Origin of the sequence: Burkholderia sp. Z1 (assembly GCF_014893795.1) — a bacterium.
In the GTDB taxonomy this organism is placed as follows: Bacteria; Pseudomonadota; Gammaproteobacteria; order Burkholderiales; family Burkholderiaceae; genus Burkholderia; species Burkholderia theae.
The window spans coordinates 3,024,691-3,049,611 of the sequence record NZ_JACFYL010000001.1 but is presented as its reverse complement, the minus strand read 5'-3'; the positions used below and the strand labels follow the sequence as shown (position 1 = coordinate 3,049,611).

The 24,921-nt window shown below is 69.1% G+C and carries 22 protein-coding genes; 12 read left to right on the top strand and 10 right to left on the bottom strand.

Annotated features, from left to right (window positions below; genetic code table 11):
• Positions 1-48 precede the first annotated feature (48 nt).
• On the bottom strand, positions 49-1,425 hold the full coding sequence (locus H3H55_RS14170) for a nucleobase:cation symporter-2 family protein (RefSeq protein WP_193098950.1): 1,377 nt from the start codon (positions 1,423-1,425) through the stop codon (positions 49-51).
• Between the two features lie 441 nt (positions 1,426-1,866).
• On the opposite strand from H3H55_RS14170, the gene H3H55_RS14165 reads away from it, so the two are divergent.
• The 3 genes from H3H55_RS14165 to fghA all read left to right on the top strand — a co-directional run bounded on the left by H3H55_RS14165 (position 1,867) and on the right by fghA (position 5,547).
• Positions 1,867-3,303 (top strand): xylulokinase, encoded by a 1,437-nt coding sequence (locus H3H55_RS14165; protein ID WP_193098949.1) that lies wholly within the window; start codon positions 1,867-1,869, stop codon positions 3,301-3,303.
• Positions 3,304-3,575: 272 nt separating this feature from the next.
• Positions 3,576-4,682, top strand: a complete 1,107-nt coding sequence (locus H3H55_RS14160) for an S-(hydroxymethyl)glutathione dehydrogenase/class III alcohol dehydrogenase (protein ID WP_034178897.1) — start codon at positions 3,576-3,578, stop codon at positions 4,680-4,682.
• A 16-nt stretch (positions 4,683-4,698) separates the two neighbouring features.
• Positions 4,699-5,547: an S-formylglutathione hydrolase gene (gene fghA / locus H3H55_RS14155; RefSeq protein WP_193098948.1), complete on the top strand. Its 849-nt coding sequence runs from the start codon at positions 4,699-4,701 to the stop codon at positions 5,545-5,547.
• Between the two features lie 121 nt (positions 5,548-5,668).
• Here fghA and H3H55_RS14150 read toward each other — a convergent pair whose 3' ends face one another.
• The 4 genes from H3H55_RS14150 to H3H55_RS14135 are packed head-to-tail and all read right to left on the bottom strand — an operon-like array spanning position 5,669 to position 8,767.
• Positions 5,669-6,451: a metal ABC transporter permease gene (locus H3H55_RS14150; RefSeq protein ID WP_048245231.1), complete on the bottom strand. Its 783-nt coding sequence runs from the start codon at positions 6,449-6,451 to the stop codon at positions 5,669-5,671.
• Positions 6,444-7,328, bottom strand: coding sequence for an ABC transporter ATP-binding protein (locus H3H55_RS14145; RefSeq protein ID WP_129512850.1), 885 nt, complete (start codon positions 7,326-7,328; stop codon positions 6,444-6,446). The genes H3H55_RS14150 and H3H55_RS14145 overlap by 8 nt, the downstream gene beginning before the upstream one ends.
• Positions 7,329-7,343: 15 nt before the next feature.
• Positions 7,344-8,258, bottom strand: coding sequence for a metal ABC transporter solute-binding protein (locus tag H3H55_RS14140; protein ID WP_193098947.1), 915 nt, complete (start codon positions 8,256-8,258; stop codon positions 7,344-7,346).
• A 47-nt stretch (positions 8,259-8,305) separates the two neighbouring features.
• Positions 8,306-8,767, bottom strand: coding sequence for a Fur family transcriptional regulator (locus tag H3H55_RS14135; RefSeq protein ID WP_011546084.1), 462 nt, complete (start codon positions 8,765-8,767; stop codon positions 8,306-8,308).
• Positions 8,768-9,095: 328 nt separating this feature from the next.
• Here H3H55_RS14135 and H3H55_RS14130 point away from each other — a divergent pair, with 328 nt between their 5' ends.
• The 8 genes from H3H55_RS14130 (at position 9,096) to H3H55_RS14095 (ending at position 17,425) form a co-directional block, all read left to right on the top strand.
• Positions 9,096-9,872, top strand: a complete 777-nt coding sequence (locus tag H3H55_RS14130; protein WP_193098946.1) for an L-iditol 2-dehydrogenase — start codon at positions 9,096-9,098, stop codon at positions 9,870-9,872.
• Between the two features lie 94 nt (positions 9,873-9,966).
• A complete protein-coding gene (locus tag H3H55_RS14125; RefSeq protein WP_193098945.1) occupies positions 9,967-10,923 on the top strand; it encodes a sugar kinase in 957 nt (318 codons plus the stop codon).
• Positions 10,911-12,263: a D-tagatose-bisphosphate aldolase, class II, non-catalytic subunit gene (locus tag H3H55_RS14120; RefSeq protein ID WP_048245226.1), complete on the top strand. Its 1,353-nt coding sequence runs from the start codon at positions 10,911-10,913 to the stop codon at positions 12,261-12,263. Before H3H55_RS14125 ends, H3H55_RS14120 begins: the two co-directional genes overlap by 13 nt.
• A 61-nt stretch (positions 12,264-12,324) precedes the next feature.
• Positions 12,325-13,650 (top strand): ABC transporter substrate-binding protein, encoded by a 1,326-nt coding sequence (locus H3H55_RS14115; protein ID WP_048245225.1) that lies wholly within the window; start codon positions 12,325-12,327, stop codon positions 13,648-13,650.
• Positions 13,651-13,751: 101 nt separating this feature from the next.
• Positions 13,752-14,699 carry a carbohydrate ABC transporter permease gene (locus H3H55_RS14110; RefSeq protein WP_048245224.1) on the top strand — a complete coding sequence of 316 codons (948 nt, stop codon included), beginning with the start codon at positions 13,752-13,754 and terminating at the stop codon, positions 14,697-14,699.
• Positions 14,696-15,547 carry a carbohydrate ABC transporter permease gene (locus H3H55_RS14105; RefSeq protein WP_193098944.1) on the top strand — a complete coding sequence of 284 codons (852 nt, stop codon included), beginning with the start codon at positions 14,696-14,698 and terminating at the stop codon, positions 15,545-15,547. Before H3H55_RS14110 ends, H3H55_RS14105 begins: the two co-directional genes overlap by 4 nt.
• Positions 15,544-16,257, top strand: a complete 714-nt coding sequence (locus H3H55_RS14100) for an HAD family hydrolase (RefSeq protein WP_193098943.1) — start codon at positions 15,544-15,546, stop codon at positions 16,255-16,257. Before H3H55_RS14105 ends, H3H55_RS14100 begins: the two co-directional genes overlap by 4 nt.
• Before the next feature lie 58 nt (positions 16,258-16,315).
• The gene (locus H3H55_RS14095; RefSeq protein WP_193098942.1) at positions 16,316-17,425 is read left to right on the top strand and encodes an ABC transporter ATP-binding protein; all 1,110 of its coding nucleotides are present in this window, start codon (positions 16,316-16,318) and stop codon (positions 17,423-17,425) included.
• Positions 17,426-17,438: 13 nt separating this feature from the next.
• Here H3H55_RS14095 and H3H55_RS14090 read toward each other — a convergent pair whose 3' ends face one another.
• On the bottom strand, positions 17,439-18,323 hold the full coding sequence (locus H3H55_RS14090) for a LysR family transcriptional regulator (protein ID WP_193098941.1): 885 nt from the start codon (positions 18,321-18,323) through the stop codon (positions 17,439-17,441).
• Positions 18,324-18,436: 113 nt separating this feature from the next.
• Between H3H55_RS14090 and H3H55_RS14085 the strand changes: the two genes are divergently transcribed.
• On the top strand, positions 18,437-19,660 hold the full coding sequence (locus tag H3H55_RS14085) for an MFS transporter (protein ID WP_226800043.1): 1,224 nt from the start codon (positions 18,437-18,439) through the stop codon (positions 19,658-19,660).
• A gap of 15 nt (positions 19,661-19,675) precedes the next feature.
• Here H3H55_RS14085 and H3H55_RS14080 read toward each other — a convergent pair whose 3' ends face one another.
• The 4 genes from H3H55_RS14080 to H3H55_RS14065 all read right to left on the bottom strand — a co-directional run bounded on the left by H3H55_RS14080 (position 19,676) and on the right by H3H55_RS14065 (position 24,834).
• A complete protein-coding gene (locus tag H3H55_RS14080) occupies positions 19,676-20,689 on the bottom strand; it encodes a sugar-binding transcriptional regulator (RefSeq protein ID WP_193098940.1) in 1,014 nt (337 codons plus the stop codon).
• A gap of 64 nt (positions 20,690-20,753) precedes the next feature.
• Positions 20,754-22,235, bottom strand: a complete 1,482-nt coding sequence (gene xylB, locus H3H55_RS14075; RefSeq protein ID WP_193098939.1) for a xylulokinase — start codon at positions 22,233-22,235, stop codon at positions 20,754-20,756.
• 105 nt (positions 22,236-22,340) lie between these two features.
• Complete coding sequence (dalD, locus tag H3H55_RS14070; protein ID WP_193098938.1) at positions 22,341-23,735, bottom strand: D-arabinitol 4-dehydrogenase; 1,395 nt, start codon at positions 23,733-23,735, stop codon at positions 22,341-22,343.
• Between the two features lie 187 nt (positions 23,736-23,922).
• On the bottom strand, positions 23,923-24,834 hold the full coding sequence (locus tag H3H55_RS14065) for a LysR family transcriptional regulator (RefSeq protein WP_048245209.1): 912 nt from the start codon (positions 24,832-24,834) through the stop codon (positions 23,923-23,925).
• Positions 24,835-24,921 lie beyond the last annotated feature (87 nt).

Below are 24,921 nucleotides of genomic sequence, written 5' to 3'. Positions count from 1 at the left end.
CGTGGCGTTTTTCGTTACCGTGTTGCGCCGTTTTCCGGCGCGGAGCGATCAGTGGTGCACGTCGGCCGGGCGGCCGTCGAAGTCGTGTCCGGCACGGCGAATGTCGCAACGCGCGTCCTTCTCGCCCTTCACGCCGTTGAACACGATGTTCAGGATCACGGACGTTACCGATGCCAGCAGGATGCCGCTGTGCAGGATCGGTGCGAGCGCCGGCGGCAGCTTCGAGAAGAAGTGCGGCGACACGACCGGCACGAGGCCCATGCCGACGCTCACGGCGACGATGAACAGGTTATGGGAGTTGTTCACGAAGTCGACCTTCGACAGCACCTTGATGCCGTTCGCCGCCACCATCCCGAACATCACGATGCCTGCGCCGCCGAGCACGAACGGCGGCACCGACGCGACGACCTGCGCCATCTTCGGGAACAGGCCGAGCAGCACGAGGATCACGCCGCCCGTCGCACACACGTAACGGCTCTTCACGCCCGTCACGCCGATCAGGCCGACGTTCTGCGAGAACGACGTGTGCGGGAACGAGTTGAAGATGCCGCCGATCAGCGTGCCGAGGCCGTCGACGCGCAGGCCGCGCACGAGCTGCTGCTGGTTGACCGGACGATCGACCATGTCGCCGACCGCGAGGAACATGCCGGTCGATTCGATGAACGTGACGAACATCACGGTGACCATCGTCGCGATCGACAGCGGGTCGAAGTGCGGCCAGCCGAAGTGGAACGGCATCACGAAGCCGACCCACGGCGCGAGCGACACGCCTTCCGTGTTCACGCGGCCGATCACGAACGCGATCACGAAGCCGGCGACGATGCCCAGCAGCACCGAGATGTTCGCGATGAAGCCGCGGCCGAACTTGTTGATCAGCAGGATCAGCGTCAACACGAGCAGCGACAGGCCGAGATAGACGGGGCTGCCGTATTCGGGGTTGCCGACGCCGCCGGCTGCCCAGTTGATGCCGACTTCCATCAGCGACAGACCGATCACCGCAATCACGGTGCCGACCACCACCGGTGGGAAGAACCGCAACAGCTTGCCGATCATCGGCGCCAGCACGATGCCGATGATGCCGGCCGCGATGGTCGAACCGAAGATGTCGAGAATGCCGAGGCCGGGGTTCGTGCCGATCGCGATCATCGGGCCGACTGCCGCGAACGTGCAGCCCATGATGACGGGCAGGCGGATCCCGAAGATCCACAGGCCCAGCGTCTGGATCAGCGTCGCGATGCCGCACGAAAACAGATCGGCGCTGATCAGGAACGCGATCTGGTCTTTCGGCAGCTTGAGCGCGCCGCCAACGATAAGCGGTACGGCGACAGCGCCGGCGTACATGACGAGGACGTGCTGCAGGCCAAGCGTTACCAGCTTGCCGGTCGGCAGCACTTCATCGCACGGATGGACCGTGTTCGATTGCATCTGTCTCACTCCATGATCTTGTTTTCGGGGTGATACGAAGTTATGCGGAATGAATCCCCGCAACAAGAGCACTGGGTACTATTCCGTTCTTTGCTGGTTCGATATGCCATTTCGGCATGGAACAGGGGGTCGATCATCGGGAAACTGCCGTAGGAGTGAGGTTCCCCGGATTTATAGCCCTTCAAAATAGCGCGGGCCCCCGTGTCAAATATAGGTCGCTTTATGGTGTGTATCGCGCGGCTCGCATAGTGGCAAAAAGGGGTGTCGAAAAATCGTGCCGGGTTAACCCGCGAACGGCCGCTTTTGCACGCAAGGTGCAGCCCGGTGACACCCCGCTGCCGACAGTGCTTTCGGCGCGTCATCGCGGCGGCAAAAATCGGGTCGTGTATCGCGATCCCGTTATCATCGACATCCGTTCATTCGAATTCATCTTCACGCGTCATGCGCCTGCTCGGAATCGACCTCGGCACCGGCTCCGTCAAACTCGTCACGCTCGATGCCGACGGCATCGAGCGCGCGGTCGCGAGCGAACCTTATGCGTTGTCGTCGCCGCAGCCCGGCTGGGCCGAGATCGCGCCCGACGCATGGTGGCAGGCGCTGGTGCGCGCGGCCGCGCGGTTGCCGGCCGGCGAGCGCGAGCAGGTCGCGGCGATCGGGTTCTCGGGCCAGATGCATGGCGTCGTGCTGGTCGACGCGGACGGGCAGCCGGTGCGGCCTGCGATGCTGTGGCCCGACACGCGCGCGGTGAGCGAAGCGGATGCGGCCGACTGGCGCGATGCTCCGAATCCCGTCGCACCGGGCATGGCAGGCCCGCTGTTGCGCTGGCTGGCCGCGCACGAACCCGCTGCGCTGCGCGCCGCGCGCTGGGCCGTGCAGCCGAAGGACTGGCTGCGCGTCGCACTAGGCGGCGACGTCGCGGCCGATCCGAGCGACGCATGTGCGACCGCGCTTGCGACGCCCGACGGTGCATGGGATACGTCGTTGATCGACGCTCTCGGCTTGCCTGCCGACCGGTTCGCGCCGGTCCGTGCGTCGAGCGCACGTTGCGGCGTGCTCGGTGCGCGCGCGGCCGCGGCGCTCGGCCTGCCGGCCGGCGTGCCGCTTGCGACGGGCGCGGCCGACACGGCGTGCGCGGCGCTCGGCAGTGGGCTTGCCACGGCCGGCGACGCGCTGCTGACGACGGGCAGCGGCGGCCAGATCGTCGTGCTCGCCGATGCGCTGCCGCCCGCGCGGCGCGGGCTGCATCGCTATCGCACGGCGGCCGGCGGCGGTTATTACACGATGGCCGCGATGCAGAACGTCGGGCTCGCGCTCGAAACCGTGCGCGGCTGGCTCGGTTATCCGGACTGGGCGCACGCGTACGACGATGCGTTCGCGCAACCGGCGTCCGAACGGCTGTGCTTCCTGCCGTACCTGACGGGCGAGCGTTCGCCGTGGATGAACCCCGATGCGCGCGGCGGCTGGCTCGGCCTCGGGCTCGGCGATACGCGCGGTGCGATGATGCGTGCCGCGTTCGAAGGCGTCGCGTTCGCGTTGCGTGCGGGGCTCGATGCGATCCGCGACGCCGATCGCGGCGACCCGGTGACGACGCTGCGTCTCGCCGGCGGCGGCTCGGTCGATCCGCGCTGGCGCCAGTTGCTCGCCGATGCGCTCGGCGCGTCGCTTCACGCGATCGATTGCCCGAACGCCGCGACGCGCGGCGCCGCGCTGCTCGCGGGCGTTGCGATCGGTCACTGGCGGGAAGCGGCGTTGCACGCGCTGGCACCGAGCGCGTCGCCGGTCGCCGCGCCGCGCGACGATCGCTTGCTGGCCGCGCGTTACGCGCGCTTCATCGATCTGTACGCGCGTACGGATGCATGGTTCACGACGGGCGTTTAAACTCGAACACTTGTTCATTTGCGTCAGCGATGACGCATCGTGGCAAGCCGGCGACCGTTTCCCGCACGCGGTGCGCGTCGGGACCGGCCATCATGGCGAGCACGAGATTCTTGCGCCGTGGCGCGCGCGATGCCGCGCGGCACGGCTTCCACAGCTTTGCATGGGCCCGGCGCAAAGCATGGGACCGGAGCGTGCCGAAGCACCGGCTCCGGTCGACACCCGTGCCGAAGCGCCAACCCGGTTCGACTTAACAGACAGACAGGAGTGACACGATGAAGACGAAAGCCGCGATTGCATGGAAGGCGGGCGCGCCGCTGACGATCGAGGAAGTCGATCTCGAAGGGCCGCGCGCAGGCGAAGTGCTGATCGAAGTGAAGGCAACCGGCATCTGCCACACCGACTACTACACGCTGTCGGGTGCCGATCCGGAAGGCATCTTCCCGGCGATCCTCGGCCACGAAGGCGCGGGCGTGGTGGTCGACGTCGGCCCCGGCGTCGGCACCGTGAGGAAGGGCGACCACGTGATTCCGCTGTACACGCCGGAATGCCGCGAGTGCAAGTTCTGCCTGTCGCGCAAGACCAACCTGTGCCAGAAGATCCGCGCGACGCAGGGCAAGGGCCTGATGCCCGACGCGACGTCGCGCTTCTCGCTCGACGGCAAGCCGCTGTTCCACTACATGGGCACGTCGACGTTCTCGAACTACATCGTGGTGCCGGAGATCGCGGTCGCGAAGGTGCGCGAGGACGCGCCGTTCGACAAGATCTGCTACATCGGCTGCGGCGTGACGACGGGCGTCGGCGCGGTCGTCTACTCGGCGAAGGTCGAGGCGGGCGCGAACGTCGTCGTGTTCGGCCTGGGCGGGATCGGCCTGAACGTGATCCAGGGCGCGAAGATGGTCGGCGCGGACAAGATCATCGGCGTCGACATCAACCCGAAGCGCGTCGAGCTCGCGAAGAAGTTCGGGATGACGCACTTCATCAACCCGAACGAAGTCGAGAACGTCGTCGACCACATCGTGCAGCTGACCGACGGCGGCGCGGACTACTCGTTCGAATGCGTGGGCAACGTGAAGCTGATGCGCCAGGCGCTCGAGTGCACGCACAAGGGCTGGGGCCAGTCGTTCATCATCGGCGTGGCGGCAGCCGGCGAGGAAATCAGCACGCGTCCGTTCCAGCTGGTGACGGGCCGCGAATGGAAGGGCTCCGCGTTCGGCGGCGCGCGCGGCCGTACCGACGTGCCGAAGATCGTCGACTGGTACATGGAAGGCAAGATCAACATCGACGACCTGATCACGCACACGCTGCCGCTCGAGCGGATCAACGAAGGTTTCGACCTGATGAAGCAGGGCGAGTCGATCCGCTCGGTCGTGCTGTACTGACCGGGAGCGCATCGCCATGCTCGAACTCGTTTCCTCGCATGCGTGCCACGGCGGCGAGCAGCGCTTCTACCGTCACGATTCGGCGGCGATCGGCCTGCCGATGAAGTTCTCGGTGTACCTGCCGCCGCAGGCCGCGCAGGGCCGCGTGCCGGCGCTGTTCTATCTCGCGGGGCTCACGTGCACCGACGAGACGTTCGCGATCAAGGCGGGCGCGCAGCAGTACGCGGCGCAGCACGGCATCGCGCTCGTGATGCCCGATACGAGCCCGCGCGGCGCGGGCGTGCCGGGCGAGACCGACGCGTGGGATTTCGGCGTCGGCGCGGGTTTCTACGTCGATGCGACCGAAGCGCCGTGGTCCGCGCACTACCGGATGGAGTCGTACGTGACGGGCGAGCTGCGCGAGCTCGTCGCGGCCGAACTGCCGATCGACGGCGCGCGGCTCGGGATCTTCGGCCACTCGATGGGCGGGCACGGTGCGCTGACGCTCGCGTTGCGCCATCCGGGCCTGTACCGGTCGGTGTCGGCGTTCGCGCCGATCGCCGCGCCGACGCGCTGCCCGTGGGGCGAGAAGGCGTTCTCGGGCTACCTCGGCGCCGATCGCGACGCGTGGAAGCAGCACGACGCGAGCGAACTCGTCGCGCGCGCCGATGCGCCGAAGTTCGCGGACGGCATCCTGGTCGATCAAGGCCTCGCCGACCAGTTCCTCGCGAACCAGCTGAACCCCGACGTGTTCGAAGCCGCCTGTGCGAAGGCCGGCCAGCCGCTGACGCTGCGCCGTCATCCGGGCTACGACCACGGGTACTACTTCATCTCGACGTTCATCGCCGATCACATCGCGCATCACGCGCGCGTGCTTGCGCGGTGAGCGGAGCGGGAATCAGGTAGGTAACGCACGCAGCGGCATCGCTGTACGCGATCGCCGCGGTGCATAAAAAAACGCCGGCGCTGCCCTCGGGCACGCCGGCGTTTTTCATTGGCACCGGGAATCAGTTGCGCCGCAACAGGCTCGCGCCGTACACGAGCGCGGACAGCGCGGTGATCCAGAAGCTCGTCGGCCAGTCGGTGTGATACGCGAGCACGATACCGGCCCATGCTTCGAACAGCGCGAACAGCGCGGCGAGCAGCACGCCCGTCGACAGCCGCGTCGACACGTTCTGCGCGGCCGCGGCCGGCCCGACCAGCAGTGTGAACACGAGCAGCACGCCGACGATCTGCGTCGCGGCGGCCACCGCGAGCGCGCACACCGCGAGGAACAGCATCGACACCGTGCGCAGCGACACGCCCTTGGCTTCGGCCAGTTCGGGCTGCAGCGACGCGAACAGCAGCGGCCGTGCGATCAGCGCGAGCGCGATGAGGCTCACCGCGCCGATGCCCGCGAGCACCGCGAGCGTGTCGTGGCTGACCGCGAGCACGTTGCCGAACAGCAGCGCGGTGACCTGCGTCGCGAACGACGTATAGAAATGCAGGAACAGCAGGCCGAAGCCGAGCGCGCCCGACAGGATCACGCCGATCGCGACGTCGCGGCCCGCGAGCTTCTCGCCGAGCGCGCCCATCCCGATCCCGGCCGCGAGCGTGAAGCCGACCATCCCCCAGATCGGCGAGATGCCGAGCAGCACCGCGCCCGTCGCGCCGGTGAAGCCGACGTGCGACAGCGCGTGGCCGGCGAAGGTCTGCCCGCGCAGCACCAGGAAGTAGCCGACGATGCCCGCGAGCACCGCGACGATGCCCGACGCCGCGAAGGCGTTGATCATGAAGTCGTATTCAAACATCGTGCGAATGCCCGGGATGGGCGTGTCCGTGGTGGTGATGGCCGCCGCCGCCGCCATGCGAGTGGCCGTCGTCGTCTTCGTGTTCGTGGTCGTGCTTCTCGATCTCGACGTCGCCCGACATCACGAAGATCTTGCCGTTCACGCGCATCACGTCGATCGGCGACCCGTAGAGCCGCGACAGCACCGGCTTCGTGATCACCTCGTCGACGGTGCCGAGCGCCGCGACGCCGTTGCCGAGATACAGCACGCGGTCGAGCGCGTTCAGCAGCGGATTCAGTTCGTGCGCGGAGAACAGCACGGTGATGCCGAGCTCGCGCTGCACATTGCGCACGAGTTCGACGACACCGCGCTGGTGGTTCGGATCGAGGCTGATCAGCGGTTCGTCGAGCAGCAGCAGCTTCGGGCTGCCGAGCAGGCATTGCGCGAGCAGCAGGCGCTGCCGCTCGCCGCCCGACAGCTCCGACAGCGGCCGGCGCGCGAGCGTTGGGGCGCCGACGAGGTCGAGCACGCGGTCGACCTCGCGTCGCGCCGCCGCGTTCGTGTGCGGCAACCCCCAGCGGTGGCCGTCGGCGGCCATCGCGACGAAGTCGTAGCCGCGCATCCGGCGGTTCGCGAGGCCGCTCCGGATCTGCGGCATGTAGCCGATCGACGCGTTGCCGCGCACGACCGGCACGCCGCCGACGGACAGCGTGCCGCTGGAGATGGGCACGAGGCCCAGCACCGCGCGCATCAGCGTCGTCTTGCCGGCGCCGTTCGGCCCGAGCACGCCGACGAATTCACCGGGTTCGATCGAGAAGCTGACGTCGCGCAGGATCGTGCGTCCGCCCAGTTCGAGCGTGACGCGATCGACTGCGAGTGCGTGAGGAGTGGCGGTCATCGTGTTGCGGTCGTGTTATTTCTTGCCGGCCGAAAGCGCGCTGGCGAGTGCATCGAGCTGGCTGGCCATCCATTGCTGGAAGGTCTTGCCGGCCGGCTGCGTCTCGGTGACGCTGACGCTCGGCACGCCGCCGTCGCGTGCGATCTTCAGCATCCGCTTGGTCATCGGTTCTTCGGCCTGGCTGTTGTAGATCAGTACGCGCACCTGCTTCTTGCGCAGGTCGTTCTCGAACGCGGCGACGTCCTGTGCGCTCGCTTCGGTGTTGTTCATCGTCGCGAGCTGGAAGCGCTGGTTGCGCATGTCGAGGCCGATCGCGTCGGACATATAGCCGAACACGGGCTCGGTGGCCGTCACCGGCACGCCCTTGTACTGCGCGCGCAGCGCGGCGACCTTGTCGTCGACGGGCTTCAGCGACGCGACGAACTTCTGCAGGTTCGCATCGTATTCGGCCTTGTTCGCCGGGTCGGCACGGCCGAGCTCGGTGGCGATCGCACGGGCGGCGGCCGGCATCGTCGCCGGGTCGTACCACAGGTGCGGGTTGTCGCCGGCCTTCTTGCCGACGAGATCGGCGACGACGATCGTCGCGCGCTTCGCCTGCTTCGACGCGCCGAGCAGCTTGCCCATCCACGGATCGTAGTCGGCGCCGTTGTAGATCACGACCTGCGCGCGCTGGAGCGCGCGGGCCGTTTTCGGGCTCGCTTCGAACAGGTGCGGATCCTGGTCGGGATTGCTCAGGATGCTCGTCACCGCGACGTGGTGGCCGCCGATCTGCGACACGACATCGCCGTAGAAATTCTCGGCGGCGACGACGTTGACGGTCGCGGCCTGCGCGAATGCCGGCGCCGCAAGCGACAGCGCGGCGGCAGCGGCGGCGAGCCAGCGGACAGGCGACAGCGCACACCGCGGCGCGCGCTTCAAGGCAATGGACATGGAACTCCTCGTTGGAAGGGGCGGCGCATGCGCCGCGCGATTCGGCGTCAGCGTTGCGCGGGCTTGCGCTTGCAGTGGCCGCACAGGCCGCTCAATTCGACGACCTGGTGGTGGACTTCGAACCCGTGCGCGGGCTCGCTCGCGGACAACTGCTTCGCGAGGTCGCCGCCGGGAATCTCGACGGTGTCGCCGCACGAATCGCAGATCAGGAACTGGCCTTCGTGCGGCACGCCGATCTCGCAGCACGCGAAAAACGCGTTCTTCGATTCGATCCGGTGGATGAAGCCGTGCTCGACGAGGAAATCCAGCGCGCGATAGACGGTCGTGGGCGGCACGCGGCCGCGCTGCGGCTCGAGCTCGGCGAGCAGGTCGTATGCGCCGATCGGGCGCTGCGCGGCCAGCACGCGTTCGTAGACCTGGCGGCGCAGCGGCGTCCACGCGAGCCCGTGCTCGGCGGCGAATGCGTCGGCCCGGGACAGCCGGGCGTCAATGGACGATGAGGTAGCCATGGCGTGAAGCAGGCAATAAAACGGAGTACCGCGATGATATAACGTATCGTCGCGCCGTGCAGCGCGAATTCCCTTTCCCGTCCTCGCTCCGTCCCCTTCATCGCTTTCCCGGCCGCACCGCACCGCGCGCGCCGCGCCTTGCCGGGCGCGCGCGACGGGCTGTCGCCCTGCGCCGTTGTGCCGCAGCGCATCATAGAAAGCCGCCACGTCGCCTTGACAGCGCGAATCGCGTATCCGATCATTCGATCACTAACAGAGCAATTGATCGGTCAGCGGGCGTTCGCTCACTTCGCGGCCGTCGCACAGCAGAACGAACCGGAGACAACCAGTGAGACTGGAACACAAGGTCGCGATCCTGACGGGCGCCGCAAGCGGCATCGGCGAGGCGGTCGCGCAACGCTATCTGGACGAAGGCGCGCGCTGCGTGCTCGTCGACCTGAAGCCGGCGGGCGGCTCGCTCGCACGGCTCATCGAGGCGAACCCCGGCCGCGCGGTGGCCGTCACCGCGGACGTCACGCGCCGCGACGATATCGAGCGGATCGTCACGACCGCGGTCGAGCGCTTCGGCGGCATCGACATCCTGTTCAACAACGCGGCGCTGTTCGACATGCGCCCGATCCTCGACGAATCGTGGGACGTGTTCGACCGGCTGTTCGCGGTCAACGTGAAAGGGCTGTTCTTCCTGATGCAGGCCGTCGCGCAGCGGATGGTCGAGCAAGGGCGCGGCGGCAAGATCGTCAACATGTCGTCGCAGGCCGGCCGTCGTGGCGAGTCACTCGTTTCGCACTACTGCGCGACCAAGGCCGCGGTGATCAGCTATACGCAATCGGCCGCGCTCGCGCTCGCGCCGCACCGGATCAACGTAAACGGCATCGCGCCGGGCGTCGTCGACACGCCGATGTGGGAGCAGGTCGATGCGCTGTTCGCGCGCTACGAGAACCGGCCGCTCGGCGAGAAGAAGCGGCTCGTCGGCGAAGCCGTGCCGCTCGGCCGCATGGGCGTGCCGGGCGACCTGACGGGTGCTGCGCTGTTCCTCGCATCGGCCGACGCCGACTACATCACCGCCCAGACGCTGAACGTCGACGGCGGCAACTGGATGAGCTGACCATGGCGCCGCTCGCACGCGCAACCTGCCGGCCGGCCCTCGACGGGGCGGCTCGCCCGCCCGGCGCGGCCGCCGTCGAACGAGGACACGCCTGATGGCCGCGATCGTTGTTGCCGGCGAACTGCTGGCCGAATTCGTCGCCGCCGAGCGCGGCCAGGACTTCGACACGCCGGGCCTGTTCGCCGGACCGTTCCCGAGCGGCGCGCCCGCGATCTTTGCCGATCAGGCCGCCCGGCTCGGCGCACGCGTCGCGTATGCGGGCTGTGTCGGTCGCGACGCGTTCGGCGACGCGATCGTCGCGCGGCTCGAACGCGACGGCGTCGATGTCGCGCGCATCCGCCGCGTCGCGCGCCCGACGGGCACCGCGTTCGTCGCGTATCGCGACGACGGCTCGCGCAGCTTCGTCTTCAGTCTTGCCACCAGCGCGGCCGCGTGCGTCGATGCGTCCGACGTCGATACGGCGATGTTCGACGGCTGCCGCTACTTCCACGTGATGGGCTCGTCGCTGACGAGCGAATCGGCGATCGCGGCGGTGCATCGCGGCGTGATCGAGGCCGCGCGCGCCGGCGCGAAGGTGTCGTTCGATCCGAACGTGCGGCCCGAAATGCTGAGCTTTCGTCCGATGCGCGCGGCGCTCGACGAGATGCTCGCCGCCTGCCACCTGTTCCTGCCGAGCGAGGCCGACCTGCCGTTCTTCTGCGGGCCGCAGCCGGCCGAGCGTGCGATCGCGGGCCTGCTCGCGACGCATCCGCTGCTCGAGCGTGTCGTGTTGAAGCGCGGCGCGGCAGGCAGCGTTGCGTTCGACCGTGCGAACCGCGTCGAGGCGCCGGCCTTTCCGGTCGACGAGATCGACCCGACCGGCGCCGGCGACTGTTTCGGCGGCACGCTGGTCGCGAGCCTCGTCGCGGGCGTGCCGATCGACGTCGCGCTGCGCCGCGCGAACGCGGCCGGTGCGATCGCGGTCACGCGGCGCGGCCCGATGGAGGGCAATAGCAGCGCGGCCGAGATCGACCGTTTCCTGACCGAACGAGGTATCGCATGTCCGGCCTGACGACCCTCGCCGAACGCACGCGCACCGCGCACGCCGATGCCGTGCTGCGGATGATCTTCGACGCGAACCGCGCGGACGCGCAGCGCGGCATCTATTCGATCTGCAGCGCGCACCGGCTCGTGCTGGAGGCGGCTTGCGAAGCCGCACGCGCGGACGGCTCGCCGCTGCTGATCGAGGCGACCTGCAACCAGGTGAACCATCTCGGCGGCTACACGGGCATGACGCCCGCCGATTTCCGCCGCGACGTCGACGCGATCGCCGAGCGCTGCGGGCTGCCGCCGTCGGCGCTCGTGCTCGGCGGCGATCATCTCGGCCCGAACCCGTGGCGGCATCGCCGCGCGGCCGACGCGATGCGCGAGGCCGGCGCGATGGTCGCCGCGTATGTCGAGGCCGGCTTCGAAAAGATTCACCTCGATGCGAGCATGGCCTGCGCGGACGATCCGGCGCGGCTCGACGACCGCACGATCGCCGCGCGCGCGGCCGAGCTGTGCCGCGCGGCGGAAGACGCGGCGGCGCGCGCCGGCGTCGCGCCCGTCTACGTGATCGGCACCGAGGTGCCGACGCCGGGCGGTGAAGTCGGCGGCCATGACGGCGAGGCGGCGATCGCCCGGATCGCGGTCACGCGCAGCGACAGCATCGACGCGACGCTCGACGCGCACCGCCGCGCGTTCGCGGCGGCCGGGCTCGACGACGCGTGGACGCGTGTCGTCGCGATCGTCGCGCAGCCGGGCGTCGACTTCGACGATCGCCACGTGCTCGACTACGACAGCGCCAAGGCAGCGTCACTCGGCGCGAGTATCCTGCATACACCGCGTCTCGTGTTCGAAGCGCATTCGACCGATTACCAGACCGAGGGTGCGCTCGCCGCGCTCGTGCGCGATCACTTCGCGGTGTTGAAGGTCGGCCCGGCGCTGACATTCGCGTTGCGCGAGGCGCTGTTCGCGTTGACGTTCATCGAGGATGCGCTGATCGACGACGTCGCGCAGCGCTCGCGGTTGCGCGACGTCGTCGACGCCGCGATGCGCGCGCAGCCCGAGCACTGGGCGCCGTACTACCGCGGCGACGAGACCGAGCAGCGGCTAGCGCGCCAGTTCAGCTACAGCGACCGGATTCGCTACTACTGGCTGCAGCCGGCCGTCGCGGCCGCGGTCGAGCAACTGTTCGGCAACCTCGCGCGGCAGCCGGTGCCCGAGACGCTCGTCGCGCAGTGGCTGCCGGATGTCTACGCGGCGTGCCGCGCGGGCGGGCTCGCGAAGGAGCCGCGCGCATGGGTGCGCCACCGGATACGCGACGTGATTGCGCACTATGCGCGCGCGTGCGGAATGCAGCGGCCGGCATGACGGGCCGCGAAGGAAACGACGCAAGACCGACGATACTTCGAACAATCACAGGAGACATGCCATGCAACGAAAGATGCTCGACGCCGCCGCACGCTGCTTCGCCGGAGCCGCGCTCGCGACGGCCGCCTGCGCCGCGTCCGCCGGCACGCTGACGATCGCGACGCTGAACAACCCCGACATGATCGAGCTGAAGAAGCTGTCGCCGGCGTTCGAGAAAGCGAACCCCGACATCAAGCTGAACTGGGTGATCCTCGAGGAGAACGTGCTGCGCCAGCGCGCGACGACCGACATCACGACCGGCAGCGGCCAGTTCGACGTGATGGCGATCGGCACCTACGAGACGCCGCAGTGGGGCAAGCGCGGCTGGCTCGCGCCGATCACGGGCCTGCCCGCCGACTACGACCTCAACGACATCGTGAAGACCGCGCGCGACAGCCTGTCGTACAACGGCCAGCTGTATGCGCTGCCGTTTTACGTCGAAAGCTCGATGACGTTCTACCGCAAGGACCTGTTCGCGGCGAAGGGGCTGAAGATGCCCGACCAGCCGACCTACGACCAGATCGCCGAGTTCGCGGACAAGCTCACCGACAAGGCGAAGGGCACCTACGGGATCTGCCTGCGCGGCAAGGCCGGCTGGGGCGAGAACATGGCGTTCGTGTCGACGGTCGTGAACACGTTCGGCGGGCGCTGGTTCGATGAGAACTGGAACGCGCAGCTCACGTCGCCCGAATGGAAGAAGGCGATCACGTTCTACGTGAACCTGCTGAAGAAGGACGGCCCGCCGGGAGCGAGCTCGAACGGCTTCAACGAGAACCTGACGCTGACCGCGTCGGGCAAGTGCGCGATGTGGATCGACGCGACGGTCGCGGCCGGGATGCTCTATAACAAGCAGCAGTCGCAGGTGGCCGACAAGATCGGCTTCGCGCCCGCGCCGGTCGCCGTCACGCCGAAGGGTTCGCACTGGCTGTGGGCGTGGGCGCTGGCCGTGCCGAAGACCTCGAAGCAGCAGGATGCCGCGCGCAAGTTCATCGCGTGGGCGACGTCGAAGCAGTACATCGAGATGGCCGGCAAGGACGAGGGCTGGGCGTCGGTGCCGCCGGGCACGCGTGCGTCGACCTATCAGCGCCCCGAGTACAAGGCCGCCGCGCCGTTCTCGGACTTCGTGCTGAAGGCGATCGAGACGGCCGACCCGACCGATCCGTCGCTGAAGAAGGTGCCGTACACGGGCGTGCAGTACGTCGGGATTCCTGAATTCCAGTCGTTCGGCACGGTGGTGGGCCAGTCGATCGCGGGTGCGGTTGCCGGCCAGATGACGGTCGACCAGGCGCTGGCCGCCGGGCAGGCCGCCGCCGACCGCGCGGTCCGGCAGGCCGGCTACAAGAAGTAACGCGGCCCCGCGCCGTGTGCCGTCGGGCACGGTGCGGGTCGCCCATGCTGAAAGGCGGGCAGGCCGTTCGCGCCCGCGCATCAACCGGAGGGACTCCGATCATGCGTCACCTACGTCTTCCCCTGAGTCACGCGCCGTCGGTCGGCGACGCGTCGTCGCCGCCGGGCGCGCCGCGCCGCGCGCGCGGCGGCGCGAGCTGGCTCGTGTCGCCGTCCGTCGCGGTGCTGCTGCTGTGGATGTCGATTCCGCTCGCGATGACGATCTGGTATTCGTTCTCGCGCTACAACCTGCTGAACCCGGACGTGAAGGGTTTCGCGGGCCTCGACAACTACCGCTTCCTCGCGACCGATCCGTCGTTCCTGCCCGCGATCTGGCACACGCTCGTGCTGATCGGCGCGGTGCTCGCGATCACGGTGGTCGGCGGCGTGCTGATGTCCGTGCTGTTCGACCGCAAGTTCTACGGGCAGGGCGTCGCACGCCTGCTGGCGATCGCGCCGTTCTTCGTGATGCCGACGGTGTCCGCGCTGATCTGGAAGAACATGATCCTGCACCCGGTCTACGGGCTCGTCGCGACCGCGATGCGCGCGCTCGGGATGACGCCGATCGACTGGTTCGCCGATTACCCGCTCACCGCCGTGATCATCATCGTCGCGTGGCAATGGCTGCCGTTCGCGTTCCTGATCCTGTTCACCGCGATCCAGTCGCTCGACCAGGAGCAGAAGGAAGCCGCGCGCATCGACGGCGCGGGGCCGATCGCGATGTTCTTCTACATCACGCTGCCGCACCTGAAGCGTGCGATCGCGGTGGTCGTGATGATGGAGACGATCTTCCTGCTGTCGATCTTCGCGGAGATCTACACGACGACCGGCGGCGGCCCCGGCGACGCGACCACCAACCTGTCGTACCTGATCTACGCGCTCGGCCTGCAGCAGTTCGACGTGGGCCTCGCATCCGCCGGCGGCATCATCGCCGTGGTGGTCGCGAACGTCGTGTCGTTCTTCCTCGTGCGGATGCTCGCGCGCAACCTGAAGGGAGAGTACGAGAAATGAGCGACCTGACCTTCGAAGGCCGGCGCGTGCCGGTCGTGTTCGACCTGGTGCGGCGCGCGCTGCCCGGCACGCTCGCGTGGCTGATCGCGCTGCTGCTGTTCTTCCCGATCTTCTGGATGGCGATCACCGCGTTCAAGACCGAGCAGCAGGCGTATGCGTCGACGCTGTTCTTCATCCCGACGCTCGACAGCTTCCGCGAGGTGTTCGCGCGCAGCAACTACTTCGCGTTCGCATGGAATTCGGTGCTGATCTCGGCGGGCGTCACGGTGATCTCGCTGCTGTTCGCGGTGCCGGCCGCGTACGCGATGGCGTTCTTCCCGAACCACCGCACGCAGAAGGTGCTGCTGTGGATGCTGTCGACGAAGATGATGCCGTCGGTCGGCGTGCTCGTGCCGATCTACCTGCTGTGGAAGAACGCGGGGCTGCTCGACACGGTGTCGGGCCTCGTGATCGTCTACACGCTGATCAACCTGCCGATCGCGGTGTGGATGACCTTCACGTACTTCAACGAGATCCCGAAGGACATCCTCGAAGCCGGGCGCATCGATGGCGCATCGACGTGGCAGGAGATCGTCTACCTGCTGATGCCGATGGCGCTGCCGGGGCTCGCGTCCACCGCGCTGCTGCTGGTGATCCTGTCGTGGAACGAAGCGTTCTGGAGCATCAACCTGTCGAGCTCGAACGCGGCGCCGCTGACCGTGTTCATCGCGTCGTACTCGAGCCCCGAGGGGTTGTTCTGGGCGAAGTTGTCCGCCGCTTCGTTGCTTGCGGTCGCGCCGATCCTGATCGTCGGCTGGCTGTCGCAGAAGCAGCTGGTGCGCGGGCTCACGTTCGGGGCGGTCAAATGAGCGCGGCCGGCGAAGGTGCTACCGGTCAAGGTGCGAACGTGCTGATCTGCGATTGCGACGGCGTGCTGATCGACAGCGAGGCGGTCGCCGCCGACGTGATCGTGCGCGAACTCGATGCGCGCTGGCCGGGCGTCGATGCGCGGCCGGCCGTGATGCCGCTGCTCGGGCTGCGCATCGAACGCGTGCTGGCCGGCGCGGGTGACGCCGTCGGCCGCACGCTGTCGGCCGACGATGTCGACGCGATCCGCCGCGCGGTCGAGGCGGCGGCCGTCAACGCGCCGATGGTCGAAGGCATCGATGCGGCGCTGGCCGCGATCGACCTGACGACGGCCTGCGCGAGCAACAGCTACCGCACGTATGTCGAGGCGGCGCTCGCGCGCACGGGCCTCGCGCGCTTCTTCGGCGACCGGCTGTTCTGCGCGGATTCCGTCGCGCGGCCGAAGCCGGCGCCGGACGTGTATCTCGCGGCCGCGCGCACGCTCGGCGTGGCACCCGCGCAGTGCCTCGTCGTCGAGGACAGCGTGACAGGCATCACCGCGGCGGCCGCGGCCGGCATGACCGTGCTCGGCTTCGTCGGCGGCGGGCATGCGTCGGCCGCGCAGATCGACGCGCTGCGCGGCATCGGCGCGCGTCACGTATTCGACGACATGCACGAGCTGCCCGGCTACGTCGCGCGCTGGCAGGCGACGGGCGCGGTGCTGCCGAACTAGAGCAAGTTACGCGCCGCATGCGTGCATGCGGCGCATCACGAACGAACGGAGACAGATCATGGCAAGCGTGCTCCTGCGCAACATCGCGAAGCGCTACGACGAAACCGAAGTACTGCGTAACGTGAACCTCGACATCGCCGACGGCGAATTCGTCGTGTTCGTCGGCCCGAGCGGCTGCGGCAAATCCACGCTGATGCGGATGATCGCCGGCCTCGAGGATATTTCGAGCGGCGACCTGCTGATCGACGGCGCGAAGGTCAACGACGTGCCGAGCGCGAAGCGCGGCATCGCGATGGTGTTCCAGTCGTATGCGCTGTACCCGCACATGACGCTGTACGACAACATGGCGTTCGGCCTCAAGCTCGCGGGCGCGAAGAAGCCCGAGATCGACCAGGCGGTGAAGAACGCGGCGAAGATCCTGCACATCGATCACCTGCTCGACCGCAAGCCGAAGCAGCTGTCGGGCGGCCAGCGGCAGCGCGTCGCGATCGGTCGCGCGATCACGCGCAAGCCGAAGGTATTCCTGTTCGACGAGCCGCTGTCGAACCTCGATGCCGCGCTGCGCGTGAAGATGCGGCTGGAGTTCGCGCGGCTGCACGACGAGCTGAAGACGACGATGATCTACGTGACGCACGACCAGGTCGAGGCGATGACGCTCGCCGACAAGATCGTCGTGCTGTCGGGCGGCGCGGTGCAACAGGTCGGCACGCCGAACGAGCTGTATCACGCGCCGGCGAACCAGTTCGTCGCGGGCTTCATCGGTTCGCCGAAGATGAACTTCCTGACAGGCACGGTCGAATCGGTCGATGCGGGCGGCGTGCTCGTGCGCTTCGACAGCGGCGAGACGCAGCGCGTGGCGGTCGAAGCGGCGGGGCTGCAGCGCGGCGCGGCGGTGACCGTCGGCGTGCGGCCCGAGCATCTGTTGGTCGAGGCCGTGGCCACGGGTGTCGCCGCACGGACGATGGCCGTCGAGTCGCTCGGCGATGCCGCGTATCTGTATGCGGAGTCGGCGGTCGCGCCGGACGGCCTGATCGCGCGGATTCCGCCGCTCGATACGTATCGCACCGGCGACGCACTGCACGTGCATGCGCAGGCCGAGCACTGTCACCTGTTCGACGAGCAAGGGCAGGCGTTGCGGCGGCTCGGCGTGCACGCGAAGGCGGCGTGACGGCCGGCTGCGGTCAGAGGTGCAGGTGCGCGGCCATGTAATCGACGAACGCGCGCAGCTTCGGCGTCGGATGGCGGCCTGACGGCCACAGCGCATAGAGCGGCGTGCGGCTCGCGACGTGTTCGTCGAGCACCGCGCGCAGCGTGCCGCCATCGAGCGCGCCGCGCACGAAGAATTCGGGCAGGCACGCGATGCCGAGCCCGCGCAGCGCGAAGCACAGGCGCGTTTCCGCGCTGTTGCTGACCATCGATACGGGCACGTCGGGCGGCGTGCCCGAGCGCGGCACGCGCAGCGGCCAGGTTTCGAGCTTGCCGCTGCTCGGGAAGCGGTAATGCAGGCAGCGGTGGCGCGCGAGATCGGCCGGCGTGTGCGGCGTGCCGTGCCGGTCGAGATAGTCGGGCGACGCGACGAGGTGCTGGCGGAAATGGCCGAGCAGCCGCGACGACAGCCGCGAATCCGACGGCTGGCCGGTGCGCAGCACCGCGTCGAAACCTTCTTCGACGACGTCGACGAGCCGGTCGCTGAAATCGATATCGAGTTCGATCTCCGGATACGCGGCCATGAAGTCGGCGAGCACCGGCAGCAGCAGCGTGCCGATCGTCGGCAGGCTCACGCGCAAACGCCCGCGCGGCGCTTCGGCGCTGTACTTCAGTTCCTGCTCGGCCGCGTCGATCTCGGCGATCACGCGCCGGCACCGTTCGAGAAAGCGCGTGCCTTCGGCGGTCAGCGTGATGCTGCGCGTGCTGCGGTGAAACAGCCGCACGTTCAGGCGCGCCTCGAGCCGCGCGATGCGCTTGCCGATCGCCGATGCCGACAGCCCGAGCGCGCGGCCGGCCGCGACGAAACTGCGCGTTTCCGCGACCTGCACGAACACGACGAAGCCGCCCAGATTTTCCATGCAAGATCCCGATTGCGGACATCGACGTCCGGATTGTCCGGAACTCTAACCCGGTTTTTCTTCTCGCGTCGGCTCCTTACGATGGGCGTTCCTTCACTGTTCGAGGTCACGCCATGTCATCCCAGCCTGTCACCGCGTCCCGCGCCGAATCGGACGCCGCGCTCGATCGCGCGCCCGCCGACGAGCGCCTGCCGGTCGCGAACCTGCTGGCGCTCGCGACGGCCGCCTTCATCACGATCCTTACCGAGGCATTGCCGGCCGGCCTGCTGCCGCTGATGAGCGTCGACCTGCGCGTGCCCGCCGCGCTGATCGGCCAGCTCGTGACCGTGTATGCACTCGGCTCGATCGTCGCGGCGATTCCGCTCGTCGCCGCGACGCGCGCGATGCGCCGGCGCCGCTTGCTGCTCATGGCGCTGGCCGGCTTCGTCGTGTCGAATGCGCTGACCGCCGCGTCGCCGTACTACGCGCTCACGCTCGTCGCACGCTTCGTCGCGGGCATGTCGGCCGGGCTGCTGTGGGCGTTGCTGGCCGGTTATGCGAGCCGGATGGTCGACGCGTCGCTGCGCGGCCGCGCGATCGCGGTCGCGATGCTCGGCGCGCCGGTCGCGATGTCGATCGGCATTCCTGCCGGCACCGCGCTGGGCGCGGCGCTCGGCTGGCGCGTCGCGTTCGCGTTGATCACGCTCGCGGCGCTCGCGCTGATCGGCTGGATCCGCTTGCGCTTGCCCGATTACCCGGGGCAGCAGGCCGGCGCGCGCGAACCGGTGCTCGGCGTGATGACGCTGCCGGGCGTGCGGCCGGTCCTGATCGTGATGTTCGCGTACGTGCTCGCGCACAACATGCTGTACACGTACGTCGCGCCGTTTCTCGCGGGCGTGCGGATGGGTGCGCAGGTCGATGTGGTGCTGTTCGTGTTCGGCATCGCGTCGCTGGTCGGCATCGCGCTGACGGGCGCGTGGATCGGCGCCGCGCAACGGCGTCTGACGCTCGCCAGCATCGCGCTGTTCGCGCTCGCGGCGGTGATGCTCGGCGTCGGATCGGGGATGACGATCGTCTATGCGGGCGTCGCGTTGTGGGGGCTCGCGTTCGGCGGCGCGCCGACGCTGTTCCAGACGGCCACCGCGAACGCGGCGGGGGACGCGGCCGACGTCGCGCAGTCGATGCTCGTGACGGTGTGGAACCTCGCGATCGCCGGGGGCGGCATCGCGGGCGGGATGCTGCTCGGCGCCACCGGCGCCGGTGCGATTCCGTGGGTGCTCGTCGCGCTGCTGGCGGCCGCGTGGGTCGGCGCGTGGCGCGCGCGCTGGCATGCGTTTCCGGCGCCGCGCGCGGCCTGAGCGCCCGGCTGCGGGTCAGTCCGCCTTCGCGTCGAGCGCGGCGCGCGCGCAGGTTTCGTCGGTGACGAGCCCCGACATCCAGCGGCCGCGCAATGCGGCGATCACCGCGTCGCGTTTTTTCGGGCCGCCCGCGAACGCGATGGTCGGGCGCTTCGGCGGCGTGGCGAGCGACACGCTGGTCACGCGCGCGCTGGTCGACACGTCGATCAGCTTGCCCTGCGCGTCGATCGGCATGCCGAGCAGTTCGGCCACCGCGCCGAGCGCGGTCATCTCGTCGCGCTCCTGTTCGGTGATGAAGCCGTCTTCGTAGAGCGGGCAGTGCGGGCCGATGTTGCCGATCCCGACGAACGCGACGTCGGCCTTGCCCGACAGCGCCTCGACGATCCGGTACAGCCGGTGGTTGCACCACTGCGCGCGCTCGGTCGCGCTGTCGGCGAACAGCGGCGCGGGCAGCAGGAAGTGCTTGCTGCCGGTTTTCTCGGAGATGTACTGCGCGACGTCGTAGCGGTTCGACGATCCGTCGGCCGCGATCGCGCCGACCATCGACACGAGCCGGTGCTGCGGGCGCTCGATCTGCGCGATCTGCGCGACCGCGGCCTTCAGCGTCCGGCCGCTGCTGACGGCGATCACCATCGGCCGCGTCTCGCCCAGGTAGCGCTCCATCACCTGCGCGCCGGCGACCGCGAGCTTGCGGTCGATCGCGTCGGGTGCATCCGCATCGACGGGCACGACCTCGCACATCGCGAGGCCGTAGCGCTTCGACAGCTGCGCGCCGAGATCGAGACAGTCGGCGAGCTGGTGGTCGACGCGCACGCGGATCAGGTTCTTCTCGACCGCGAACGCGACGAGGCGCTGCGCGACGGGGCGCGACACCTGCAGCTTTTCGGCGATTTCGTTCTGCGTGTCGCCCGCGACGTAGTAGAGCCACGCGGCACGCGTGGCGAGATCGAGTTTTTCTGAGGACTTGGACACGATAGCGATTCGGTTCGGAGCTGGGGGGCCGCCCGCGGGCCGGCCGGCGGGCCGCATGACGGCATTCACTGTACCGCATGTCGCGCGCGCGGCCGGCGGCCGGTGCGCGCGACCGCGGCGCTTACGCGAGCCGCGTGCGCGACGGTTCGTACAGCGGCCGCACGTGACGGTACAGCGTGCGGAATGCGTCGAGGCGTTCGCACAGTTGCGCATGGCGCGCGGCGTCCGGGGCGTATTCGGCACGCACGGGCGGCTTGGTCAGCACCGTATGCGGATCGCCGCCGACGGCCAGCCAGCCGAGCCGCGCGGCGCCGAGCGCCGCACCGGTTTCGCCGCCGCCGATCTGGCGCGTGCGCACGTTCAGCGCGTCGGCGATCAGCTGCGCCCAGAACGCACTGCGCGCGCCGCCGCCGATCAGCGACAGCTGGTCGGTTTCGATGCCGGCCGCATGCAGCGCGTCGAAGCCGTCGGCGAGGCCGAGCGTCACGCCTTCGAGCACCGCGTAGCCGAGATGCGCGCGCTCGGTCGCGTGCGTCATCCCGAAGAACACGCCCTGCGCATACGGATCGTTGTGCGGCGTGCGCTCGCCGGACAGGTAGGGAAGGAACAGCGGCGCTGTCGCGAGCGCGTCGGCGTCGAGCGCCGCGACTTCGGCGAGCAGCGCGGGCTCGTCGGTGCCCGTCAGCTTGCAGACCCAGCGCAGGCAGCTCGCGGCCGACAGCACGACGCTCATCAATTGCCATCGATCGGGAATCGCATGGCAGAACGCATGCACGGCCGACGCGGGATTCGGCATGAAGCGGTCGCCGACCACGCTCAGCACCCCCGACGTGCCGAGCGACACGAAGCCGTCGCCCGCGTGGATCGCGCCGATGCCGAGCGCGCTGGTCGCGTTGTCGCCGCCGCCGCCCGCCACCACGACGGCCTCCGACAGCCCGAGTTCGCGTGCGATGTCGGCGCGCAGCGTGCCCGACGGTGCATTGCCCTCGACGATGCGGGGCATCTGGTCGCGCGTCATTCCGCACGCGGCGAGCAGCGTGTTGGACCAGTCGCGGCGCGCGACGTCGAGCCACAGCGTGCCGGCCGCGTCCGATGGGTCCGATACCTTCGCGCCGGTCAGCCGGAACCGCAGATAGTCCTTCGGCATCAGCACGCACGCGGTGGCCGCGAATACGTCGGGTTCGTGTTTCGCGACCCACAGCAGTTTCGGCGCGGTGAAGCCCGGCATCGCGAGATTGCCGGCGAGTGCGTGGAGATCGGGTGCGCGTTCGGTGAGCAGCGCGCATTCGTCGGCGCTGCGCATGTCGTTCCACAGGATCGCGGGGCGCAGCACGCGGTCGTCGCGGCCGAGCAGCACGGCGCCGTGCATCTGGCCCGACAGGCCGATGCCGCGCACTTGCGCGAACGCTTGCGGATGCCGTTCGCGCAGCGCCGCGAGCGCGGCGAGCGTGCCTTGCCACCAGTCGTCCGGATGCTGTTCGGCCCAGCGCGGATGCGGCCGCGACACGGTGAACGGCGAGCCGGCGGTGCCGACGACCGCGCCGTCCGGGGCGAGCAGCAGCACCTTCACTTCCGAGGTGCCGAGGTCGATGCCGAGATACATGAGCGATCCGTTCCGTCAGAGAGGAGCCGCTACTTTAGCCGTGCTGCCCGGCATGTGCCAAGCAGGTTCGCCCGGCCCGTGCGGCCGGGCGCCGGCTGCCGCGCGTCAGCGCGGCGCGAGCCACGCGTCGACCCGCGCGAGCCCGGCGCGCAGCGCCTCGTACAGCGCCGCGTTGCCGGCGAGCGAGCCCCACAGCGGGCGGCTCGCGCACAGCGCGACGACCGGGTCGTCGGCGTCGACGATCGCCCGCGCGGCGCTTTCGTCCATCACGCCGTCCTGGTACGCGTACGGCAGCGTGCCGCGCGCCCAGCGTTCGAGAAAGCGCAGGAACAGCGCGGGCAGCACGGCGGTGGCGACCGGCGCCGCGCCGCGCGCGAACGATTCGACGAGCGTCGGCGCGATGAAGCCGGGGATCTTCGAGAAGCCGTCGGCCGCGACGCGCTGGTTCGTGTCGAGCACGTATGGATTGCCGAAGCGTTCGAGCACGACGTCGCGGTAGCGCGCGAGATCGAGCGGGCTCGGGGTGAGGCAGGGGATCACGTCCTGCGTCACGTAGTCGTGCGCGAAGCGGCGGATCGCCGCGTCGTGCGTGCCTTCGTGGATATACGTGTGGCCCGCGAGCGTGCCGGCCCACGCGATGCAGCTGTGCGTCGCGTTGAGGATGCGGATCTTCGCTTCCTCGTACGGGTGCACGTCGTCGACGAGTTCCGCGCCGGCCAGCTCCCAGCGCGGCCGGCCGGCCGCGAAGCGGTCCTCGATCACCCACTGGATGAACGATTCGCCCATCACCGGGCACGCGTCGTCGATGCCGGTGGCCGCCAGCACGCGCTCGCGCACGTCGGCGGTCGGGCGCGGCGTGATGCGGTCGACCATCGCGCTCGGCGTGGCGACGTTCGCGTCGAACCATGCGAGCAGGTCGGCCTGCCCGCGCCGCTCGAGGAATTCGCGCATCCCCGCGCGAAAGCGCGCGCCGTTGTTGCGCAGGTTGTCGCAGCTCTGCAGCGTCAGCGGGCCCGCGCCGCGCGTCATGCGTTCGGCGAGCAGCGCCGCGAGCGCGCCGTACAGCGTCGTGCGCGCGCCCTGCAGGTCGGCCGCGAGATCGGCGTTCGCGATGTCGAGCCGGTTGTGTTCGTCGAGGTAGTAGCCGCCTTCGGTGACGGTGAACGACACGATCCGGCAGGCCGGATCGGCGCCGGCGTCGATCAGCGCGGCGAGGTCGATCGACCACGGCAGCACGCGCGTGATCGCGCGGATCGTCTCGTACGCGCGCTCGCCTTGCGGCGTGACGGTTTCGAGCGTGTATTCGCTGTGCTGCGCGGCCAGCGCGTCCATCGTCGCGCGCATGTCGTCGCGGATGTTGCCGACGGTCAGCGACCAGCGTTCGTCGGCCGGCACGGCCGCGTTCACGCGATGCAGATACCACGCCTGGTGCGCGCGGTGAAACGAGCCCGCGCCGATGTGCAGCAGCACGGGCGCGCGGGCGGAGGACGATTCGCTCATCCGGTGTCTCCTGTTCGTGCCAGTCTTTCCTGTTGACTAGATCATTTGCTCGTCATGTGAGCGAATGATCGTATTCGGGCGGGCGAAAGTCAAGGCGGGGAAACGGCATTTCGATGGTGCGCTGCGGCGGCGCGCGGGCAGGGCGGGCGGGAAGAGGCGGGAGCGGGCGGCCGGCCGGGAAACGCCGTCAGCGGCCTTCGCGGGTGAGCGCGACGAGTTCGTCGAGCAGCTTGCCGGCCGGCCCCGGCAGGATCCCGTGGCGGCGCCGGAACGCGGTGAGCGTGCGCACCGCGACGACCTCGCGCACGGGCAGCGTGTCGATCGTGCCGGCGCGCTGCTCGGCGCCATACATCGGCTCGGCCATCCAGCTCAGGAAACCCGCGTGAGCGACAAGGCTCTTCAGCGTCGTGACCGAGCGCGTCTCGACCGCGATGTCGGGCAGCGCGAGCCCGTGCGCGTCGAAGGTCGCGCGCATGTGGTCGAACGGCGCGGTGCCGCGCGGCGGAATCGCCCAGCGCGCATCCAGCGTATCGGCGAGCGTCGGCGCGCGGCCGAGCGCGCGCAGCGGATGGTGCGGCGCCGCAACAATATGGCTGCGATCTTCCCAGCGGCACTCGGGAATCGCGACGATCTCGTCGGTGTCGGGCCCATGCGCGGACAGCGCGAGATCGATCTCGTGCTTGTTCAGCCCTTCGGCGAGCCGGTCCCACACGCCTTCGATGATCTCGACGCGCAGGTTCGGCCAGCGGTCGAGCACGCGGCCGACCGCGACCGGCAGCACGAGGCTCGCGATGCTGCCCACCGCGCCGACCTTGATCGTGCCCTTCGCGAACCCGCGCATCGCATCGAGCTCCTCGCGCGCGTGCTCGGCCTCGTGCTGCAGCAGCGTCGCGTGCGGCAGCAGCGCGTCGCCGAACGCGGTGAGCTGCACGCCCTTCGAATGGCGCTCGAACAGCGGCGCGCCGACCTGGTCCTCGAGCCGCTTCAGGATCCGGCTCAGCGCCGGTTGCGTCACATGCAGCGCGTCGGCCGCGCGGCCGAGGCTGCCGCACGCGACGATCGTCGTGAAGGCGCGCAATTGTCGGAGATCGAAAGTCATGCCGGAATGTAATGGCTTATCGCAAAAAATACAGTATCCGAGAATGGCTTGCACTTCGATACTGTGGAAACCGCCAAGCCATCGAGG

Coding starts and splice junctions, on each gene's coding strand:
- H3H55_RS14120 (WP_048245226.1), top strand. CDS start 10,911: ATGTCCGGCCTGACGACCCTCGCCGAACGCACGCGCACCGCGCACGCC.
- H3H55_RS14150 (WP_048245231.1), bottom strand. CDS start 6,451: ATGTTTGAATACGACTTCATGATCAACGCCTTCGCGGCGTCGGGCATC.
- fghA (WP_193098948.1), top strand. CDS start 4,699: ATGCTCGAACTCGTTTCCTCGCATGCGTGCCACGGCGGCGAGCAGCGC.
- H3H55_RS14100 (WP_193098943.1), top strand. CDS start 15,544: ATGAGCGCGGCCGGCGAAGGTGCTACCGGTCAAGGTGCGAACGTGCTG.
- xylB (WP_193098939.1), bottom strand. CDS start 22,235: ATGTATCTCGGCATCGACCTCGGCACCTCGGAAGTGAAGGTGCTGCTG.
- H3H55_RS14145 (WP_129512850.1), bottom strand. CDS start 7,328: ATGACCGCCACTCCTCACGCACTCGCAGTCGATCGCGTCACGCTCGAA.
- H3H55_RS14160 (WP_034178897.1), top strand. CDS start 3,576: ATGAAGACGAAAGCCGCGATTGCATGGAAGGCGGGCGCGCCGCTGACG.
- H3H55_RS14095 (WP_193098942.1), top strand. CDS start 16,316: ATGGCAAGCGTGCTCCTGCGCAACATCGCGAAGCGCTACGACGAAACC.
- H3H55_RS14170 (WP_193098950.1), bottom strand. CDS start 1,425: ATGCAATCGAACACGGTCCATCCGTGCGATGAAGTGCTGCCGACCGGC.
- H3H55_RS14125 (WP_193098945.1), top strand. CDS start 9,967: ATGGCCGCGATCGTTGTTGCCGGCGAACTGCTGGCCGAATTCGTCGCC.
- H3H55_RS14085 (WP_226800043.1), top strand. CDS start 18,437: ATGTCATCCCAGCCTGTCACCGCGTCCCGCGCCGAATCGGACGCCGCG.
- H3H55_RS14065 (WP_048245209.1), bottom strand. CDS start 24,834: ATGACTTTCGATCTCCGACAATTGCGCGCCTTCACGACGATCGTCGCG.
- H3H55_RS14115 (WP_048245225.1), top strand. CDS start 12,325: ATGCAACGAAAGATGCTCGACGCCGCCGCACGCTGCTTCGCCGGAGCC.
- H3H55_RS14165 (WP_193098949.1), top strand. CDS start 1,867: ATGCGCCTGCTCGGAATCGACCTCGGCACCGGCTCCGTCAAACTCGTC.
- H3H55_RS14105 (WP_193098944.1), top strand. CDS start 14,696: ATGAGCGACCTGACCTTCGAAGGCCGGCGCGTGCCGGTCGTGTTCGAC.
- H3H55_RS14090 (WP_193098941.1), bottom strand. CDS start 18,323: ATGGAAAATCTGGGCGGCTTCGTCGTGTTCGTGCAGGTCGCGGAAACG.
- H3H55_RS14135 (WP_011546084.1), bottom strand. CDS start 8,767: ATGGCTACCTCATCGTCCATTGACGCCCGGCTGTCCCGGGCCGACGCA.
- dalD (WP_193098938.1), bottom strand. CDS start 23,735: ATGAGCGAATCGTCCTCCGCCCGCGCGCCCGTGCTGCTGCACATCGGC.
- H3H55_RS14080 (WP_193098940.1), bottom strand. CDS start 20,689: ATGCGGCCCGCCGGCCGGCCCGCGGGCGGCCCCCCAGCTCCGAACCGA.
- H3H55_RS14110 (WP_048245224.1), top strand. CDS start 13,752: ATGCGTCACCTACGTCTTCCCCTGAGTCACGCGCCGTCGGTCGGCGAC.
- H3H55_RS14140 (WP_193098947.1), bottom strand. CDS start 8,258: ATGTCCATTGCCTTGAAGCGCGCGCCGCGGTGTGCGCTGTCGCCTGTC.